We start from the raw sequence: 18,521 nt of genomic DNA on the forward strand, positions 1-18,521 counted from the left end.
TGACGCGATGCGCCGGTCCGCTCCGGCTCGCCGCGCCGCCAGTCCGTCCCCGTTCAGAATCGATGCCGAAACGAACGCGCACGCCGCTCGACGTGCTGCTCACCGAAATCCGCGCGTGCCGCGCCTGCGAAGCCGACCTGCCGCTCGGCCCGCGCCCCGTCGTGCGCGCCCATCGCGACGCCCGGATCCTGATCGTCGGGCAGGCGCCCGGCGCCCGCGTCCATGCGAGCGGCATCCCGTGGGACGATGCCAGCGGCAAGCGGCTGCGCGACTGGCTCGGTGTCGACGCCGACACGTTCTACGACGAGACCCGCTTCGCGATCGTGCCGATGGGTTTCTGCTACCCCGGCCGCGGCGCGAGCGGCGACAACCCGCCGCGTCCTGAATGTGCACCACTGTGGATCGACCGGCTGCTCGCCGAATTGCCGTCGATCCGGCTGACGCTGCTGATCGGCCAGTACGCGCAGCGGCATTTCCTGCGCGACACGCGCCAGGCGACGCTGACCGACACCGTGCACGCGTGGCGCGACTACGGCCCCGACGTGCTGCCGCTGCCGCATCCGTCGCCGCGCAACCAGGCGTGGTTCAAGCACCATCCGTGGTTCGATGCCGAGGTCGTGCCGGAACTGCGGCGGCGCGTCGCACCGCTGATCGCTGGCTGACCGAAACCGGGCGCGCCCCTGCTCCCTGTCGCGACGAACCGGAACGACATCGACTTTGTTCGGCCGCCTGATTGCGGTGTCGCCGGGCCGGATGGAGCGTGTCCCCGCCCGTCCGGCCTGCGCGGATCGGCCCGCGGATTCCGGCCGCGCCCGGTTCGCTGTACCATCGCGGCTCAACCGCGTCACCAACAGCAGAATCCTTCATGCCCTCCACCGCCCCGCCGCGCCTGTACGGGATGCCCGAACGCAGCGACCGGCTCGATTTCTACATCCGCGACCAGGCGTCGCGCCAGGCGATCACCGAGCCGCACCGGCACGCGTATTTCCAGATCCAGTTCAACCTCGGCGGCGACACCGAGCAGCGGATCGGCGGCGTCACGCGGCCGTTTCCGCGCGGCGCGCTCGCGTTCGTGCTGCCGCACCGAGAACACCTGATTCCGCATCCGGAAGGCGCGCACTTCATCGTCATCAACTTCAGCCAGGCGTTCCTGCGCGCCGATCTCGACGTCGATCCGCTCGATCTCGAGGATGTCCCCGCGCAGCGCTTTCCGGAGCTGACGCCGTTCCGCTTCCAGGAACATCTCGACTTCATCCTGACCGGCGACGCGTTCGACGAGGCGCGGCGCCTCGCGCTGTGCATGCTCGATGCCGACCGCGTGCGCACCTTCGGCTCGACCACGCTGCTGCGCGGCTACCTGCTGCAGTTGATCGGCCTCGTCTGCACGCAGTACGCGGGCGCGCTCGACAAGCTCGCGCAGCGTGGCGCCCAGCGCGCGGGCCGGCGCGACGCCCTCGCTCGCGTGCTGCGCCACGTGCGCGCGAACCTGACCCGCGAGGACCTGACGCTCGCGGCCACCGCCGAGGCCGCGTTCCTGTCGCCGAACTACCTCGCGCACCTGGTGCGCAAGGAAACCGGCAGCACCTTCACCGATCTCGTGACCGAGCGCCGGATCGCGCTCGCGCAGTCGCTGCTCGCGCATACGAGCCGGCGCATCGCCGACATCGCGCGCTCGGTCGGCTTCCGCGACGAAGGGTATTTCGCGCGGCGCTTCCGCGCGCGGGTCGGCGTGTCGCCGAAGGCGTACCGGGATGCCAACGCCGCGCTGCCGGACGCCGACGCAGCGCCGACGGCCGGCGACGCGTAGATTTGTCCGGTTAAAGCGCAGTTGCGTCGCATCCCGGCGCGCATGCGTCGGGTATCGTTCCATGCATGCCGGCCCGCGTCGCATTGCGCGGGCAACGGCATCCGTCTATTCATCGAACGAGGTCATCCGATGTCCGCATACGTCATCGACGCTTCCGAGCGTCCTTCCGTCGAAGTCGAACAGTCGTCCGCGCGCTTTCCGGTGCGCCGCGTGTTCTGCGTCGGCCGCAACTACGCCGACCACGCACGCGAAATGGGCGCCGATCCCGACCGTGAACCGCCGTTCTTCTTCACGAAGCCGGCCGACGCGATCGTCCCGGCCGCCGGCACCGTCCCGTATCCGCCGCTGACCGGCGACCTCCATCATGAAATCGAGCTGGTCGTCGCGATCGGCAAGGACGGCCGGTCGATCGACCCGGCCGATGCGCTGTCGCACGTGTGGGGCTACGGCGTCGGCGTCGACCTCACGCGCCGCGACCTGCAGGCCGAAGCGAAGAAGCTTAGCCGGCCGTGGGACTGGGCGAAGGGTTTCGACGCGTCGGGCCCCGTGACCGCGCTGCGCGCGGCGACCGCGACCGGCCATCCGGCAAGCGGCCGGATCTGGCTCGCGGTCAATGGCGAAACGCGCCAGCAAGGCGATCTCGCCGACATGATCTGGGCCGTGCCGGACGTGATCGCGTACGTGTCGCGCTCGGTCGAGCTGAAGGCCGGCGACCTGATCTTCACCGGCACGCCGGCCGGCGTCGGCGCGCTGCAGCCGGGCGACCGCGTGACGGGTGGCGTCGACGGCGTCGCGACGTTCGAGTTCACGATGGGGGCGAAGCCGTAAGGCATCGTGCGGGCGCATGCGATGCGCAGTCGGTCCGACGGACGTCGGGTCGGGTCGTATCGCTCCTTGTCGATCCGGGCAGCGATCGCATCGCGCCGGATCGGCATGCCGGTCCTGTCGCGTCAATCACGCGCGCCGTTCGCGGGCGTCGAAGATTCGTACGCACACCGCGGCCGCCAGCGCGATCGCCGTGGACTGGTCGCCATCGCGCAGCCCAGCGACCCGAGCGTGAAGATGCCGAGGCGCGTCAGCATGATCGGTCGCCGCCCGGACCGGTCCGAGAGCGGCCCCATCACGAACTCGAGCGACACGGCGACCGCCGCGTAGCCGCCTAGCGACAGCGCGACGAGCGCATAGTCGGCGCGCAGGTCGCGCGCGATCGCCGGCAGCGACGGCAGGAACAGGCTCAACGGCAGCACCGAGAACGCGCACAGCAGGATCAGCGTTGCGTGTCGCGGTGCAGCCGGCTCGGAAGCGATCGGCAGGTTTGGATGCAAGCGGGTGCCCACCCCGCACGCGTCGCGTGGACGTGCGCAATGCAAAAGATGTTCTTCGTGGATTTCCGGGGAGGTCGGTTGTCGACCCTGAACGGCCCTTCAGATTTATCCAAAGCGGCCAATCGTTGTGACCTGCAGCGGGATTTTGTAGCCACGCTCGATGAGTATCTTGGCCTCGGCGCGACTGCGGAATCATGCCCGATTAAATTGCTTCTCCCGCAGCGTGCCGTTGGAACCTTCAACGGAATCGTTCGGCCAAGGGCGGCAAGAACGGACACAGCGTGTACGATCTGGTCTTCAAGAAAACCATCCAAGGAGAGAGGAATGAATCCGGAACAGGCCCGAGCCGAAGAAACCCAGGCGATGGAGCGCATGGTGGCCGCCACGCTGCGCGTGCAGAGTACGTTCGCCTCGATGCAGAAGCAATTTCCGCCGCAAGGCAGCGGCGAGCCTTCGCCGTTCGCGCTGCAAACCTTTGATGCCGCCCTGCAGGAACTTGAAGACGCACAGGCCGCGTTCGATGCGCTGCTGAACGATCTGATCGACGGTAACCGCTAAAGACCACGCCCTTATCTGCACCGATTGTCGACGATCTAAAAAGCTGTGTCGAACGGCCGTTTGTGGCCGAGGCCGTGTGAAAACGCATGGCCAAGGCTCCAGTTGAAAAACTCGACCCTTCAGATCGCGCTGTATCGGCCTGGTGGCTGTTCGGGAAGGGTAAAGTGACACCCGAAAACCGTGTGGTTTCGCGTTTTCACACAGCCTCGGCCGAATACTGCCCAACTAGCCGTCAATTCATAAAGCAGTCGATCGAAGAACCTCCCCCGAAGATGCCGCCGACCGCGGCCAAGTTCCGCGTTCGCAAAACCGGTCCCCCACCAGGACTCACTGGCGCAGCCCGAACACGCCATGCCACAGAGCGCTGAAAAAATCCGTATGCGCGTGTTCATCACTCCTTTGTGCGTCGCTCTTTGGCGCCTGCTCCGATGCCTCCTGTGTCGCCCTCTCGTCGCCTTGCGGCATCTGCTCATCACGCTGCCCGTCCCGCGATGCGCCCGGCTGGCGCGACGCATGCAGCTCGACCACACTGCCGGCAATGCGCTCGGCGAGTTGAACATCGCAATCACGGCCGAGCAGAACACCGAACACGACGTCGCGGTTGTGCCCTTGCTCGGCGAAGCGCATCGCCAATGCCACGAACCGCGCATATTCCGCTTCGCGCTCTGCCTTCAGGCGTTCCTCTTCTTCGCGAAGCCGTGCGTGACGGCGCATTTCCTCTGCGTAAACGGTGTCATAGACGCGGCGCAGCTTCGGGTCCGAGAGAATCGCGTATGCCTCCTTGATCTCCTGAAATCGCGCATGCGCGTCCGCTTCGCACCCGACATTGCGGTCAGGATGCGCTTTCATCGCTGCTTTTCGGTAGCCGCGCTTGATTTCCTCGTCGGTGGCGTTCTCGCACACACCGAGCAATTCATACATTGTCGTCATGGTGCGTCCGGATGAAAGTCGGATCGCGTTGATCGTAGCATGTCGCCGCGGCGCCCATCCGTCGGGTCGAGAATTCACCAGGTTCTGGACACCCTGAGTGCAGGTCAGGGGCGCCGCTTTCGAGCGGCTATCGAAACACGGCTGCCACCCAGGTTCGTCGTAGTCGACGAGCCAATCCGTTCAACCCTGCCTCTTCGTGAAGCGCTCCCGTTTTGTATCTCCATGCTGGAACAACGGTGCGTACTCGTGCAAATCTCGCGGCGAGATGTCGAAGGCTCGACGGAATGCACGAGTAAAGCTTGATGCATCATTGAAGCCCAACCCCGAGGCAACGTCCTGTACCTCCACATGGGGAAAGCGCACCAGTTCATCGGCCGCCATTCGCAGCCTGCGGTTGCGGATATAAGCGGCCAGGCCCCCTTCATGCTCGAATATTCGGTACACGCTGGCGCGTGAGAGATTAAGCGACGCCAACACGCTGTCGGGCGACAGATTCGGATCATGCAGATTTGCCTCGACGTGCCGCCGTACTTGCCCGTATACAGCAGCGCGGACCGCCGCGCGGGCATTGCCGGCAAGACCCGCCTGGCGGCAGAAGGCCGCAACGATCAACTCTACCGCCGTGAGCAAGGACCGATGCGCTTCGTCCTTGCTCAGTCCGACGATGGTTTTATTGAGCGCCACCAGATGCTCGATCAGCATGCGCGTCAGAGGATCGGTAGCGTGAATCCAGCGGCCATGCAGCGACGCCGCATCAGGGAATGACTTTTCCACCAGTGCGCGTGGCACAAACAGGAGAAGTATCCGGCTATGAAAACTCCGGACCGTGCACGGCTGATCCATGTCCAGGGCGAGGATACTTGGCACGTGCGGCACGTGCGGCGCGTCGGACCGTGGTTTGCCGCCCAGGAACTGCCCAGGCGACCCTTCAAGATATATGCTGAACGAGACGTCCCGCACGCTCTCGGTCGAAACCCGACCCAACGATCGCACGGCCAGGTTCGGCCCCGTGCGAAAGTCGAGGATGCTCAGATTCTCGATCGTGTAACGGGACATCGATGCATCGAACGTATCCTCGGCTTGTTTCGACGAAGGCAATATGTCGTAGACAGGACTCATGCGCTCTTGCCAGGCCAGCAAGCTTCGACGGGCGTCGCCTTGAACGCTGAAACTGCTGTGCACGATGCCGGGCGCGAGCACCGGCCGCTCCGGCGGCAACAACAGGCGGCCTGGCGGTATCGCAGTGTGTAGTGGGTCGTCGTTCAATGCGGCGCTCTTCGCTGATTTTCGTCCGGCTTTGATCTGCCCAGCACTCCTGAACGCCATATCGATCCAATAGCTCGCCCGGAACGCGCTAGTGCACCATGTGAAGCATACCAGTACGTGCTTTGCCGTAGCACACGGCGCGTCCCCTCCCGCTTCTTCAGCATCACGCAATCGTTTGCGAATCGCGATTTCACCACCTGCGCGAAGGCGAGCCTGATCGCTCGTGCTTCCGGCAATTCGACCGGGCCCAGCGCATCCGATAGAAGTTCCGTTTTTTTGAGACGGAGTGTCAAGCCGACCCGACCGCCCTTCCTAGAATTCTCGGGGCCGCATGTCCGCGGGTGCTTGCCTGTTTCAGGCGGCCACAGGCTGTCGAATCCGGCCACGCGATAGTTGTCGAAGGCCGCCTGTAAGGCATGCGTCAACGGCTTCGAGTTGCAGAGCCCGAAGCGGGCCGCTGCCGGTCAACAACATCCTTGGGGAATCACCGATGGAATCGGAGCACTCCACCCTATCTCGCTCGCGGATGCCCACCGCAGGGGCGCCGACGCGAGTCGACATTGTGCTGTCCAACGGATTTGCACTGCACGACGTCGCGGCGATCATCGAGATTTTTCATAAAGCAAGTGCGCTGACCACAGCTCGTCCGTCCGGCGAGGCGCGCTATGACGTATCGCTGGTGTCCGCTGCTGGCGGCAGAATTGCCGCCTCTTCATCGGTCTTCGTCTGGACGGAAAGCATCGATTCGCGGCGGCGCGTGGAAGGCAAGCAGATCATGTTCGTCGCAGGCGGAGCGGCTGCTGATACGGCCTGTCGCGACAAGCGGCTGATCGATTGGCTGCGCCGCCAGCATCCGCTATGCGAAACCGTTCATCCGATCGCAGACGGAAAGCTTCTCCTGGATGCGGCAGGTCTTCCGAGCGGATTTCGTGCCGCCAACGACACGCCCGACATGCAGGCCGCCAGATCGCCGGGCGGCGAGCCTGATGCCATTCGCATTGCGTTGCGCGTGGTCGAAGACGATTTGGGCGGCGAGCTCGCGCGGCAAGTGTCCGGGTCTCTGGCGATGCCGGCGCCTGCACCGTCGGATGCGTTCGTTGCGGCGAGCAACGCGCCACGTGTGAGCGAGCAGATCACGGCATCCGCGCGCTGGCTGGAGGCGAACGTCGACCGGCCCGTCTCGATCGATGCTGCGGCGCAAGTCGCGGCCATGAGCGCGCGCAACTTCCTGAGAAGGTTCAAGAGCGAGATCGGCATGACGCCATCCGACTACCTGCAGCGCGCGCGCTTGAACATGAGCTGCAGGATGCTGGTGGAATCGAGCTTGCCGGTCGACAAGGTCGCGCGTCGCTGTGGCATCAACAGTGGCGCCCAACTGGCGCGGCTGTTCCGGAAATACCTGTCGACAACGCCGACTGAATATCGCATGCGTAACGATGCGACCACCGGCATGGCGTGAGTGCAACGTACATCGGCCGATGAAGCGCGTCGCAACCTGTTCGCCGTTTTCGGTCAAGCCGTCGGATGCGCTGCGTCGTCCACATGACGAATCGACGGAGCGCCGCCGCTCTTCCCCGCGCCCCCGTCGACACCCTACCGCGCCCGCACCGACACGAACTTGCGTGCGTTCTCGCGCTGAATCAGCACGGCGATCACGCCGCCTTTCGCTTCGAGCGCCTGCACGTCGTCCGGCGTTTCGAGCAGCGTGTCGTTGAGTTCGAGCACGACGTCGCCGGGCCGGATGCCCGCGTTCGCGGCCGGCCCGTGCACCGCATCCACCATCATCCCGACCGCGAGCCCGGTCGAACGCCGTTCGGCGTCGCTCAGCGGATGCATCGTCAGCCCGAGCCGATCGCCGGAGTCTGCCGGCCGCGCGGCGGCCATCGCCACGCCGGCGGCACCGGCCGTGCCGACCGTGCCCGCACTGCCCGCACTGCTGCCCGTCGCGGCCGCGGTGTCGATCGCGTCGCCGGCCCCAGCTCCCGCTCCCGCTCCCGTGACCGTCAGCATCATCGGCGTGCGGTTGCGGATCAGCCGCAGCGGCGCCTTTCCGCCGGGCGGCAACGCGGCGGCCAGGTCGTTCAGCTCGGCCGACCGTCCGATCGGCTTGCCGCCGAACTTCACGATCACGTCACCGGGCTTCACGCCGGCCGCGGCGGCGGGCGAGCCGGCATCGACGCCGTTGACGAGCGCGCCCGCCGGACGCGGCAGGCCGAACGCCGCGGCCAGCCCGACGCCGACATCCTGCACGTCGACACCCAGCGCATTGCCGGACGACGCACGCTGCGCCTGAGCATTGGCCCGCATCTGCGCCTGCACCTGCGCACGCACCTTGATGGCGAGTGCGATCGGAATCGCGAACGTCGTGCTCGCATAACGGTCGGCATCCGTATAGACCTGCACCGCGATGCCGATCACGTCGCCCGCGCGATTGAACACGGGGCCGCCCGAGTTGTCGGGGTTCACCGCGATATCGGTCTGGAAGAACGGAAACGCGCTGCCGTCCGGCAGCGCATGCGACGTCGCGCTGACGATGCCGGCCGTGACCGTGTTGCCCGAGCCGTCCGGCGCGCCGATCGTCATCACCGGTTCGCCGGCACGCACCCGCGACGAATCGCCGATATGCACGACCGGCAGCTTTGTCGCGTCGATGTGCAGCACGGCGACGTCGCTCTGCGGATCGACGGTCACCACCGTCGCCTTCAACTCTCGACGATCGGCCAGTCGCACCGTCACATCGGTCGCGTCGGCGACGACATGCGCGGAAGTCAGGATCACCCCGTCGGCGCCGACGATGAAGCCCGAACCGATGCCCGCGATCGCGCGCGGCGACGTATCAGGCGCAGGCGCCTGCGCGCCTTGCGCGGGCGGCAGCGGCGCGCCGCGGCGGAAGAACGCGGCAAGCGGATCGTCGGGATCGAGGTACACGAAGGACGGTCCGCCGGCCTGCTGGTCGGTCGCCGCGGTCATGACGGTCACGATCGTCGGGCCGTAGCGATCGACGATCGCCGAGAAGTCGACCGGCATCGAGTAAGACCGTGCGGCGGGCCTGTTCTTCATCACCGGTGGCGTGGCGAGCGGCGCGATGGTCCCGGCAGCGGCCGGCGGCGCCGCCAAAACCAGGGCGAACACGCCCCCGATCAACGCGGTGCGAAGCACGGCGCGAGCAAGCGTCTGGCGAACCACGGTGCACCTCCCCCGGGCAGTCGCGACGCCGACCCGCGCGAGACGCGCGGACGCCCGACAAGCACCGGTACACCCCTCCATTTATAGTCCACGCCACCTCCGGAACATACGAATCGAAACCCGCATGCCGGGTGGTCGGGCAGCGGCGGAACCGCGACAGCGTTCGTTCCGGACAAAGTTCGCGGTTCGTCAATCGGAACATTCCCCCGACGCGGCGGCGAGGCGCGACGCAATGCGTCCCGCGCTACCAGGCCAGCGCCAGAAAATTGCGCACCACCGCCGACGGATCGTCGCGCCGCGACGCAATCGCGAGCCTCGCGCGCAGCCCGTTGCCCGCGACCTGCCGATACACGACGCCCGCGACCTGCACCTGCGTGATCGCCTTCGGCACGATCGACACGCCGAGCCCGGCCGCGACGAGCGTCACCGCCGAAGCGATTTGCGGCGCGGGCTGCGCCATGCGCGGCTGGAAGCCGGCGGCATTGCACGCGGCGACGATGTCGTCGAACAGCGCGCTGCCCGCTTCGCGCGGCACCTGCACGAACGCCTCGTCGGCCAGCTCCGCCAGATCGATCCGACGCCGCTGCGCGAGCCGATGCGCGACCGGCAGCGCGACGAACATCGGCTCCTCGTCCCAGTCCGTTGTCAGCAACGTGTCCGCGATGCGGCGCTCCGGACGCACGATCGCGACGTCGAGCCGCCCGGCCGCCAGCGCGTCGAGCAGCACGCCGGAGGTCGCCTCCTGCAACGTCAGATCCGTATCGGGAAACGCTTCGCGAAAGCGGCGAATCAGGTCCGCTACTTTCGAATTGAAGGCCGCCGTCCCGGTGAACCCGACCCGCAACTGCCCGATCTCCCCGCGCGCCGCCCGTCTTGCCGCCCGCGCCGCGCGCTCCGCGTCGGCGAGCACGCGCCGTGCCTCTTCCGCGAACACCTCTCCGGCCACGGTCAGTTCGGCGCCGCGTGCGGTCCGCTTGAACAACGCCACGCCGAGTTCGTTCTCGAGCGCCTTGATCTGCTGGCTGAGCGGCGGCTGACCCATGCCGAGCGTTTCCGCGGCCTTCGTGAAGTTGGATGTGGCCGCCACGGCCAGAAAGTATCGGAGATGCCGAAGTTCCATGCGTTGACGTGATCCCGGGGTAGATGGAGGCGGCGTTCGAGCCAGTCGAAAAACGTATCGCTACGGTTCATTTCATATATTGGACATATACATGAGCGTGCGCAAGAATTCGGGCATTCCCTGACCCATCGGGCACCTGTCATGTCCACTCCCGCAATGTCACCCGCCACGAATCGCGCCGCGAACGCCGCGCCGGATGCGCTGCCTATCGGCGTGTCGCCGCGCTCGGCAGCCTACAAGCGCATCGCGCTGGCGCTGTTCCTCGCCGGCTTTTCCACCTTCTCGCTGCTGTACTGCGTGCAGCCGCTGCTGCCCGCGTTCGCACGCGAGTTCAACATCGGCGCGGCGTCGAGCTCGCTGTCCCTGTCGCTGTCGACCGGGCTGCTGGCGGTCTCCATCCTGTGCGCCGGCGCGCTGTCCGAACGCGTCGGACGACGCGGGCTGATGTTCGCGTCGATGACGCTGGCCGCGCTGTTCAACCTGCTCGCCGCGATTTCGCCGAACTGGAACCTGCTGCTGCTCTGGCGCGCGCTCGAAGGGTTCGCACTCGGCGGCGTTCCGGCGGTGGCGATGGCCTATCTCGCCGAGGAAATCGCCGCCGACGGGCTGGGCCTGGCGATGGGACTCTACGTCGGCGGCACCGCGTTCGGCGGCATGATCGGGCGGATCGGGATGAGCGCGCTCGAAGAGTATTTCTCGTGGCGCACCGCGATGCTGACGATCGGCGTGGTCGACCTCGTCGCGGCGGTCGCGTTCGTGATGCTGCTGCCGCAGTCGCGACGCTTCGTGAAGCGCACCGACCTGACGCTGCGTCACCATCTGCGGCTGTGGAACGCGCAGCTGCATCACGCGCGGCTGCCGTTCGTGTTCGCGATCGGCTTCCTCGTGATGGGCGCGTTCGTGACCGTCTACAACTACGCCGGATTCCGGCTGACGGCCGCACCGTTCAACCTGAGCGCGACCGCCTGCGGGCTGATCTTCGGCGCCTATCTGTTCGGGATGGTGTCTTCGTCGAGCGCCGGTGCGCTCGCCGATCGTCTCGGGCGCGCGCCCGTCCTCGTCAGCGGCATGCTCGTGTTCGCGGCCGGCCTCGCGCTGACGCTGTCGCATTCGCTCGTCGCGATCATCGTCGGGATCGTGCTGATCACGATCGGCTTCTTCGTCGCCCATGCGGTCGCGAGCGGCTGGGTCGGGCATCTCGCCGGTTCCGCGAAGGGGCACGCCGCGTCGCTCTACCTGCTGGCCTATTATCTCGGGTCGAGCGTGCTGGGCTCGGTCGGCGGCTCGTTCTGGCAACACGGGGCGTGGAGCGCCGTCGTCGCGTATGTCGCGGTGCTGCTCGTGCTCGGCCTGGCGGCGGCGCACCGGATCATGCGCGCGGAACGCGTGCGGTAAGCACCGGCTCGCCCGCTGCGCCTCCCGGTGATTGGCGGCGGATTTGCGGTGAATTCGCGGCGATGCGACTGCGCCTCACTCGCCCGCGACCCGATGCGCGATCGTCGACAGCGTCCGCAGCATCGGCGCGAACGCATCGGCCGACGTATTGCCGAACCCGAGCACGAGCCCGTTGGCCGGCGACGTCGCGTGGATCGAGAACCCCGACAGCGGGAACGGCCCGATCCCGTGCGTGCGCGCCGCTTCGACGATCGCGCGGTCGCGATAACGGGCCGGCAGCCGCAACGCCAGATGCAGCCCGCACGGCCCGCCCTCGACCTGATGCGGCACGGTGAACGCGTCGTCCAGCGCGGCGAGCAGCAAGCGCCGCCGGTCGCGATACAGCCGCCGCATCCGCCCGAGATGGCGCCCGTACTCCCCCGTCTCGATGAAATCGGCGAGCGCGAGCTGCACGTGGCGCGTCCCGCCGCGCAGCATCTCCGGCAACGCTGGCCGCACTGCGGCGAGCAGCGCGTCGGGCAACACGAGAAAGCCGATCCGCAAGGCCGGAAACATCGTTTTGCTGAACGAGCCGAGATAGACGACCGGCGAATCGGCCGCGAGCCCGTGCAACGCGCCGATCGGCTCGCCGGTATGCCGAAACTCGCTGTCGTAATCGTCCTCGATGATCCACGCGCGATGCCGGCGTGCGGCGTCGATCAGCGCGAGCCGGCGCGAAATCGACAGCACCGCGCCGGTCGGGAACTGGTTCGACGGCGTGGTGTAGACGAGCCGGGGCGTCCGTTCGCGCCAGTCCGTGTCGGCCGCGCGCAGCCCCTCCGCGTCGACCGGCATCGGCACGACGTCGAGATCGGCCGCCTGCATCGCGGTGCGCGCACCGCGATAGCCGGGCTCCTCGACCCAGACCGTGTCGCCGGGGTTCGTCAGCAACAGCGCGCACAGCGCGATCGCGCCCTGCGCGCCTTCGGTGATCACGATCTGCTCCGGATCGCAGCGCACGCCGCGCGTCACGGCCAGGTGGCGCGCGATCGACTCGCGCAGCGCGCGTTCGCCGAGCGGGTCGCCATACGCGAGCAGGTCGCGGCCGGCGCGGCGCAGCGCGCGGTCGATCGCATGCCGCCATGCATCCACCGGGAAATGCGACAGCGCGGGCACGCCCGGCCGGAAGCCTTCCGACTCGCCGGCGCCGATCAGGCTCGGGCGAATCCGGCCGAGCCGCTGCGCGACGGCCGGCGGTGCGACCCGCCGGCGCGGCGTGGCCGGCCGCGACAGGCCGACCACGCGCGTGCCGCGGCGATCGGATTGCAGGAAGCCTTCGGCGACGAGCTGCTCGTAGACGGCCGCCGTCGTGTTGCGCGACACGCCGAGCGTCTCGGCCAGCGCGCGCGTGCCGGGCAGCCGCGTGCCGGCCGGCATCGCGCCGCCGAGAATCGCGTCGCGCACGCGGCGCAGCAGTTGCCGCTGCAACGAAGGCGCGCCGGCCGTGCGCGCGAGCGGCGCGTCGAGCGGCAACAGCGGTGCGTCGCCGGAAGGAAAGGCAGTCGTCATCGGGATATCGCGGCGTGGAAGTCTCGGTGCATGGCGCGCCGATCGCGGCGCCGGCATGGCACCGGCGCGGCGCGTTCGTGGCACCTTCGTGGCACCATAAATTTGCTGTCGGCTGGCGCTTCTCATGGTACCTCGCCGGGACTACGATCGTCTGCATGCCGGCATGTCGCCGGCCGCCAACCGAAGCGAGATCGACCTTGTCCACGCTCACCAACGACTTCCAGCAGCCCATCGGCCACCCCGTTCCCGACTGGTCCGCGCGCCCTCGCCCGGAGCGCATCGTGCTCGAGGGCCGCTACTGCCGCCTCGAACCGCTCGACGCCGACCGCCATGCCGCCGACCTGTACGCCGCGTACGCGCAGGCGCCGGACGGCAGCGACTGGACCTATCTCGCGCACGGGCCGTACGCCGACGAGTCGAGCTACCGCGACTACGCGCGCGGCGCGGCGGCCAGCGCCGATCCGCTGCACTACACGGTGATCGACCGCGCGACGAATCGCGCCGTCGGCACGCTCGCGCTGATGCGCATCGACCCGGCCAACGGCGTGATCGAGGTCGGTTCCGTCACCTTCTCGCCGCTACTGAAGCGCACGCCGATTTCGACCGAAGCGCAGTACCTGCTGATGAAGTACGCGTTCGACACGCTCGGCTACCGGCGCTACGAATGGAAGTGCGACGACCTCAACGAACCGTCGCGCAAGGCGGCAGCGCGGCTCGGCTTCCGTTACGAAGGCACGTTCCGGCAGGCGATCATCTACAAGGGCCGCAACCGCGACACGGCATGGTTCTCGATCGTCGACGGCGAATGGCCGGACGTGCGCGCCGCGTTCGAAGCCTGGCTCGCGCCGGAGAACTTCGACGCCAGCGGTACGCAGCGCGAGACGCTCGTCGCGATCCGCCACGCGCGGGCGCGTGCGCGCGACGCGGCCGGCCGCGCGAACGACGCGACGCGCGTCACGGTCCGGCCGCTCGTGGCCGCCGACGAAGCCGCGTGGCGCCCGCTGTGGCAGGGCTACCAGACCTTCTACGAGACCGCGCTGAGCGACGCCGTGTTCGCGACGACGTGGGCGCGCCTGATGGATCCCGCCGAACCGATGTTCGCGCTCGGCGCCTTCGACGCGTCGGGTACGCTGGTCGGCATCGTGCACGCGATCTATCACCGCTCGTGCTGGACCGAAGGGCCGTACTGCTATCTGCAGGACCTGTTCACGGCGGCGGACGCCCGCGGGCAAGGCGCGGGCGGCGCACTGATCGAAGCCGTGTACGAGCGGGCCCGCGAAGCCGGCGCAAGCCGCGTGTACTGGCTCACGCACGAAACCAACACGACCGCCCGCGCGCTGTACGACAAGCTCGCGAACAACGCGGGGTTCATCCAGTACCGGAAGGATCTCAAGTAACGCGAGAGTGCAACCGGTCGCTCAGCCCGGGGCATCGAACGGATCCGTCGCCTCGCCGCGGCCTGGTGCCGCGCGACACGCGGCGCCAGCCGCAGGCGGCACCGACGCGGGGTGGATCATCTCGTCGCCGTTGACCGGCACCGGCCGCCGCACCGGCCGGTACACCGGTTCGCCCGGCTCGATCGCCTGCCCGGAGATCGCGCAGCGGCCCGCCTGCAACGCGACGCGCAAGCGCCAGCGTTGCTCGCCGTAATGGCAGCGCCCGCTTTCGCTCCAGCGCACCAGCAAGCCGTCGTCGCCCGCTTCCAGAACCGACACGAACAGTTGCGGCCGCAACGGTGAAACGCCAGGTGCGACAGGCTCCGGAGTCGGCGCGCGATCGGCACGCTCCTGTGGCCGCGCCATCCCGACGTCTGCCGGTAACGGCATCGCGTCCCGCTCTTCGGCTACCAGCATGTGGTACGACACATACTCGCAGATCAGGCATTCGATAACGTTTGGCATGCTTGACGACATTCCGTGAAGATTGAGACGAGCCGCGCTCGGCCCTTCGCACGGCAGCAACGACCGATTCGGTCATGCACCCCGCCTCCGGTGCAACCGCCATGCACGCATGGCGATCGGACATTGCCGCAGATGATACAAATTGAAGTTAACTTCAAGTAAAGGGGAAACATGCGCAACGATGCGTTTCGCTGATCGCCACAATGGACCGCAACGACCGCGGCTACGACGCCCACGACCGAACCGCGCGTCTCGCGTTTCGTCTCAAACGGCTGAGACGAATGTCCCGGCGTCTCACCCGCCGCGTCCCGTCGCAACCGCAGCAAATTTCGCGTGTGATTCGCTCGGTCCCGGCTGATGTCAATGCAACGCGGCCTGCTGCATCGCACACTGCCTGCCCGCAGCCTTCGCCATGCGAACACCGATTCAAGCTGGCCCCGTTCCTGCATGTCGGTCGCTCGCGCAATCGCGCGACGGACGAACCGGCCCTTGGCCGCGCGTCCGACGACAACCTGACGGAGACAGCAACGTGAGTACACCGGCATCGAACACCGCTCCCAGCATGAAGGCCGCCGTCTGGCATGGCCGCCACGACATCCGCGTCGAAGAGGTTCCCGTTCCGGCGCATCCGCCGGCCGGCTGGGTCCAGATCCGCGTGCACTGGTGCGGGATCTGCGGCTCCGACCTGCACGAGTACGTCGCCGGGCCCGTGTTCATTCCCGTCGACGCACCGCATCCGCTGACGGGCCTGAAGGGCCAGTGCATCCTCGGCCACGAGTTCAGCGGCGAGATCGCGGCGCTCGGCGCGGGCGTGACGGGCTTCGCGCTCGGCGAGCGCGTGACGGCCGACGCCTGCCAGCATTGCGGCACCTGCTGGTATTGCCGGCACGGGCTGTACAACATCTGCGAGAACCTCGCGTTCACCGGGCTGATGAACAACGGCGCGTTCGCCGAATTCGTGAACGTGCCGGCCGAGCTGCTGTACAAGCTGCCCGACGACTTCCCGACGGAGGCCGGCGCGCTGATCGAGCCGCTCGCGGTCGGGCTGCATGCGGTGAAGAAGGCCGGCAACATCGTCGGCCAGACCGTCGTCGTGGTCGGTGCCGGCACGATCGGCCTGTGCACGATCATGTGCGCGAAGGCCGCGGGCGCCGGACGCGTGATCGCGCTGGAAATGTCGGCCGCGCGCAAGCAGAAGGCGCTGGAGGTCGGCGCGACGGTCGTGATCGATCCGAAGGCGTCCGACGCGGTCGCGGAAGTCAAGGCGCTGACGGGCGGCTACGGCGCCGACGTGTCGTTCGAGTGCATCGGGCACACGGCCACCGCGCAGCTCGCGATCGACGTGATCCGCAAGGCCGGCAAGTCGGTGATGGTCGGCATCTTCGAGGAGCCGACGTCGTTCAACTTCTTCGACATCGTGTCGACCGAGAAGGAAGTGATCGGCTCGCTCGCGTACAACGGCGAATTCGCGGACGTGATCCGCTTCATCGCGGACGGCCGCATCGACGTGCAGCCGCTGATCACCGGCCGGATCACGCTCGGCGACATCGTCACGCACGGCTTCGAGGAGCTGGTCAACCACAAGGACCGGAACGTGAAGATCATCGTCCAGCCCGCGGCCGCCTGACGAACCGTTGACCGGACGATGACGGCCGCGCGGCGGCCGGACGCGGCACCGAACGGTCCCGGGGCATCCCGGGCGCGGCCCCGCCCCGGGCCACCGCATGTTTCCGCCCGTTTTCGGTGCGTGCACAACCGCGCCGGTGCGGCGCGCGGGGTCGGACTTCGATATACTCGAAGCGACATCACCGCCCCGCGCGCCACCCGCGCGCCCGCTTCCGTGAAACCACGAGCCGGCCTGATCCTCGAACTCTTCGTCAACCTGATGCTGCCCTGGGTCGCGTACCGGGTCGCGCATCCGTATTTCGGCGAAACCGGCGCGCTGTACGCGTCGGCGATTCCGCCCATCGTCTGGTCCGTCGTCGAATTCATCCGCTCGCGCCGCATCGATGCGGTGGCCGCCGTCGTGCTGCTCGGCATCGCGCTGTCGATCGCCGGCATGGCGCTCGGCGGCAGCGCGCGCACGCTGCTGATGCGCGAATCGCTCGCGTCCGGCACGATCGGCGTCGTGTTCCTGCTGTCGTTGTTCCGCGATCGTCCGCTGATCTTCTATCTCGCGCGCGCGACGGTGGCCCGCGAGATGGCCGGCGGCGCCGCGCGTTTCGAGACGGTCTGGGCCGAGCAGCCGGGGCTGCGCCAGATGCTGCGCCTGATGACCTTCGTGTGGGGCGCCTGCATGACGCTGGAGATGCTGCTGCGCCTGTGGATGGTCGTCACCTGGCCCGTCGAGCGCGTGCTCGTCGTGTCGCCGATCATGGGCTACACGGTGTTCGGCACGCTGCTGCTGTGGACCTTCTGGTACCGGCGGCGGATGCGCGAGCGCAACAGCGTCGACATCCCGACCCGCGACGGCGTCACCGAGATCGCCGGCCGCTGAGCGCCCGCCCCGTCCGCCCGGCGCGGCCGTCACGGCCGCTGGGGTATGATGCGCGGCTCTCGTTCGCCGCCTGCATCGCCCCATGTCTCTCTCGCTTCTCCCGTGTGCCACGATCTGGCTCGCACTGTTCGCGGCCGCCGCGTTCGCGTGGCAGCGCCCGCTGCATGGCCTGAGCATCGCCGTTGCCGCGCTCGGCTATGCCGGCGCGCTGGCGTTCGGCAAGCTCGAACCGATCGTGCTCGCGCCGCTCGCGCTGCTCGCGGCCGCCGCCTGGGGCGTCGCGCCGGGCCGCCCGCTCGCGCTGCGGATCGTCGCGCACGTCGTGTTTGCCGCGCTCGCGATCGCGCTGAGCCTGCACCTGCTTCCCGGCTTCCACAATCCGCGCGTGATCGAGCCGACGCGTTTCACGCCGGATGCCGTGCCGTTCACGATGTACCTGAATTTCGACAAGCCGCTCGTCGGCCTGTGGCTGCTGTGGGTGCTGCCGTGGGTGGCGCCGGACGTCGCCCCGGCACGCGCGCTGCGCACCGGCGCCGTGGCGGCCGTCGCGACGGCGGCGGCCTGCCTGGCCGGCGCGCTCGCGTTCGGCATGGTCGGCTGGGCGCCGAAATGGCCGGCGTCGGGCTGGATGTGGCTCGTCAACAACGTGCTGCTCGTCACGCTCGCCGAGGAAGCGCTGTTCCGCGGCTACGTGCAAGGCGGGCTCACGCGCGTGCTCGGCCGGTTCGGCTGGGGGCCGTGGGCCGCGCTCGCGATCGGCGCGGGGCTGTTCGGCGCCGCGCACGCGGCCGGCGGCTGGCCCTGGATCGCGCTCGGCACGGTGGCCGGCATCGGCTACGGCCTCGCATGGCGGCGCGGCGGACTGCTCGCATCCGCGCTCGCGCATGCGGGGCTGAACGTGATCCACTTCGCGCTGTTCACCTATCCGATGCTCGCCGCCGCACGCTGAACGCCGTGCGCGGCGGCGGCATCCCGCCGCTTTCGCGCG

16 protein-coding genes and 1 pseudogene are annotated in these 18,521 nt (G+C 68.1%); 10 read left to right on the plus strand and 7 right to left on the minus strand.

Annotated features, from left to right (window positions below):
- The first annotated feature begins 62 nt into the window (after positions 1–62).
- The 3 genes from DIE16_RS08760 (at position 63) to DIE16_RS08770 (ending at position 2,635) form a co-directional block, all read left to right on the plus strand.
- The gene (locus DIE16_RS08760; RefSeq protein ID WP_124484636.1) at positions 63–662 is read left to right on the plus strand and encodes a uracil-DNA glycosylase family protein; all 600 of its coding nucleotides are present in this window, start codon (positions 63–65) and stop codon (positions 660–662) included.
- 203 nt (positions 663–865) lie between these two features.
- The gene (locus tag DIE16_RS08765; protein ID WP_044843331.1) at positions 866–1,807 is read left to right on the plus strand and encodes a helix-turn-helix transcriptional regulator; all 942 of its coding nucleotides are present in this window, start codon (positions 866–868) and stop codon (positions 1,805–1,807) included.
- A 129-nt stretch (positions 1,808–1,936) separates the two neighbouring features.
- On the plus strand, positions 1,937–2,635 hold the full coding sequence (locus DIE16_RS08770; protein WP_124484634.1) for a fumarylacetoacetate hydrolase family protein: 699 nt from the start codon (positions 1,937–1,939) through the stop codon (positions 2,633–2,635).
- 188 nt (positions 2,636–2,823) lie between these two features.
- Here DIE16_RS08770 and DIE16_RS08775 read toward each other — a convergent pair.
- Positions 2,824–3,132 (minus strand): annotated as a pseudogene (locus DIE16_RS08775) (MFS transporter); the annotation flags it as partial.
- A 324-nt stretch (positions 3,133–3,456) separates the two neighbouring features.
- On the opposite strand from DIE16_RS08775, the gene DIE16_RS08780 reads away from it, so the two are divergent.
- Positions 3,457–3,690, plus strand: a complete 234-nt coding sequence (locus DIE16_RS08780; RefSeq protein WP_011549124.1) for a hypothetical protein — start codon at positions 3,457–3,459, stop codon at positions 3,688–3,690.
- 327 nt (positions 3,691–4,017) lie between these two features.
- On the opposite strand, the gene DIE16_RS08785 is transcribed toward DIE16_RS08780, so the two are convergent.
- A complete protein-coding gene (locus DIE16_RS08785; protein WP_124892115.1) occupies positions 4,018–4,620 on the minus strand; it encodes a J domain-containing protein in 603 nt (200 codons plus the stop codon).
- Positions 4,621–4,800: 180 nt separating this feature from the next.
- Entirely contained in the window at positions 4,801–5,886 is a 1,086-nt protein-coding gene (locus tag DIE16_RS08790) for a helix-turn-helix domain-containing protein (RefSeq protein WP_260434366.1), read from the minus strand.
- Between the two features lie 490 nt (positions 5,887–6,376).
- Between DIE16_RS08790 and DIE16_RS08795 the strand changes: the two genes are divergently transcribed.
- A complete protein-coding gene (locus DIE16_RS08795; RefSeq protein WP_124892117.1) occupies positions 6,377–7,345 on the plus strand; it encodes a helix-turn-helix domain-containing protein in 969 nt (322 codons plus the stop codon).
- A gap of 134 nt (positions 7,346–7,479) precedes the next feature.
- Here the strand turns inward: DIE16_RS08795 and DIE16_RS08800 are convergent, their stop codons facing one another.
- Both DIE16_RS08800 and DIE16_RS08805 read right to left on the minus strand, forming a co-directional pair.
- Positions 7,480–9,072: a trypsin-like peptidase domain-containing protein gene (locus DIE16_RS08800; RefSeq protein WP_185500364.1), complete on the minus strand. Its 1,593-nt coding sequence runs from the start codon at positions 9,070–9,072 to the stop codon at positions 7,480–7,482.
- A gap of 244 nt (positions 9,073–9,316) precedes the next feature.
- Positions 9,317–10,192 carry a LysR family transcriptional regulator gene (locus DIE16_RS08805; RefSeq protein WP_124484629.1) on the minus strand — a complete coding sequence of 292 codons (876 nt, stop codon included), beginning with the start codon at positions 10,190–10,192 and terminating at the stop codon, positions 9,317–9,319.
- A gap of 141 nt (positions 10,193–10,333) precedes the next feature.
- Here DIE16_RS08805 and DIE16_RS08810 point away from each other — a divergent pair, with 141 nt between their 5' ends.
- Positions 10,334–11,587, plus strand: a complete 1,254-nt coding sequence (locus DIE16_RS08810) for an MFS transporter (protein ID WP_124892118.1) — start codon at positions 10,334–10,336, stop codon at positions 11,585–11,587.
- A 75-nt stretch (positions 11,588–11,662) separates the two neighbouring features.
- Here the strand turns inward: DIE16_RS08810 and DIE16_RS08815 are convergent, their stop codons facing one another.
- Positions 11,663–13,135 (minus strand): PLP-dependent aminotransferase family protein, encoded by a 1,473-nt coding sequence (locus DIE16_RS08815; protein WP_124892119.1) that lies wholly within the window; start codon positions 13,133–13,135, stop codon positions 11,663–11,665.
- A gap of 197 nt (positions 13,136–13,332) precedes the next feature.
- Between DIE16_RS08815 and DIE16_RS08820 the strand changes: the two genes are divergently transcribed.
- Complete coding sequence (locus DIE16_RS08820) at positions 13,333–14,532, plus strand: GNAT family N-acetyltransferase (protein WP_124892120.1); 1,200 nt, start codon at positions 13,333–13,335, stop codon at positions 14,530–14,532.
- A 21-nt stretch (positions 14,533–14,553) separates the two neighbouring features.
- Here DIE16_RS08820 and DIE16_RS08825 read toward each other — a convergent pair whose 3' ends face one another.
- Positions 14,554–15,036: a DUF3331 domain-containing protein gene (locus tag DIE16_RS08825; protein WP_124892121.1), complete on the minus strand. Its 483-nt coding sequence runs from the start codon at positions 15,034–15,036 to the stop codon at positions 14,554–14,556.
- 562 nt (positions 15,037–15,598) lie between these two features.
- On the opposite strand from DIE16_RS08825, the gene DIE16_RS08830 reads away from it, so the two are divergent.
- From DIE16_RS08830 to DIE16_RS08840, 3 genes are all read left to right on the plus strand, one after another.
- Positions 15,599–16,663 carry a 2,3-butanediol dehydrogenase gene (locus DIE16_RS08830; RefSeq protein ID WP_124892122.1) on the plus strand — a complete coding sequence of 355 codons (1,065 nt, stop codon included), beginning with the start codon at positions 15,599–15,601 and terminating at the stop codon, positions 16,661–16,663.
- Between the two features lie 213 nt (positions 16,664–16,876).
- Positions 16,877–17,533 carry a VC0807 family protein gene (locus DIE16_RS08835; protein WP_124484625.1) on the plus strand — a complete coding sequence of 219 codons (657 nt, stop codon included), beginning with the start codon at positions 16,877–16,879 and terminating at the stop codon, positions 17,531–17,533.
- Positions 17,534–17,615: 82 nt separating this feature from the next.
- Positions 17,616–18,482, plus strand: a complete 867-nt coding sequence (locus tag DIE16_RS08840) for a CPBP family intramembrane glutamic endopeptidase (RefSeq protein WP_124484624.1) — start codon at positions 17,616–17,618, stop codon at positions 18,480–18,482.
- The last annotated feature ends 39 nt before the right edge of the window (positions 18,483–18,521 follow it).

Origin of the sequence: Burkholderia sp. Bp9090, assembly GCF_003857985.1 — a bacterium.
Taxonomy (GTDB): domain Bacteria; phylum Pseudomonadota; class Gammaproteobacteria; order Burkholderiales; family Burkholderiaceae; genus Burkholderia.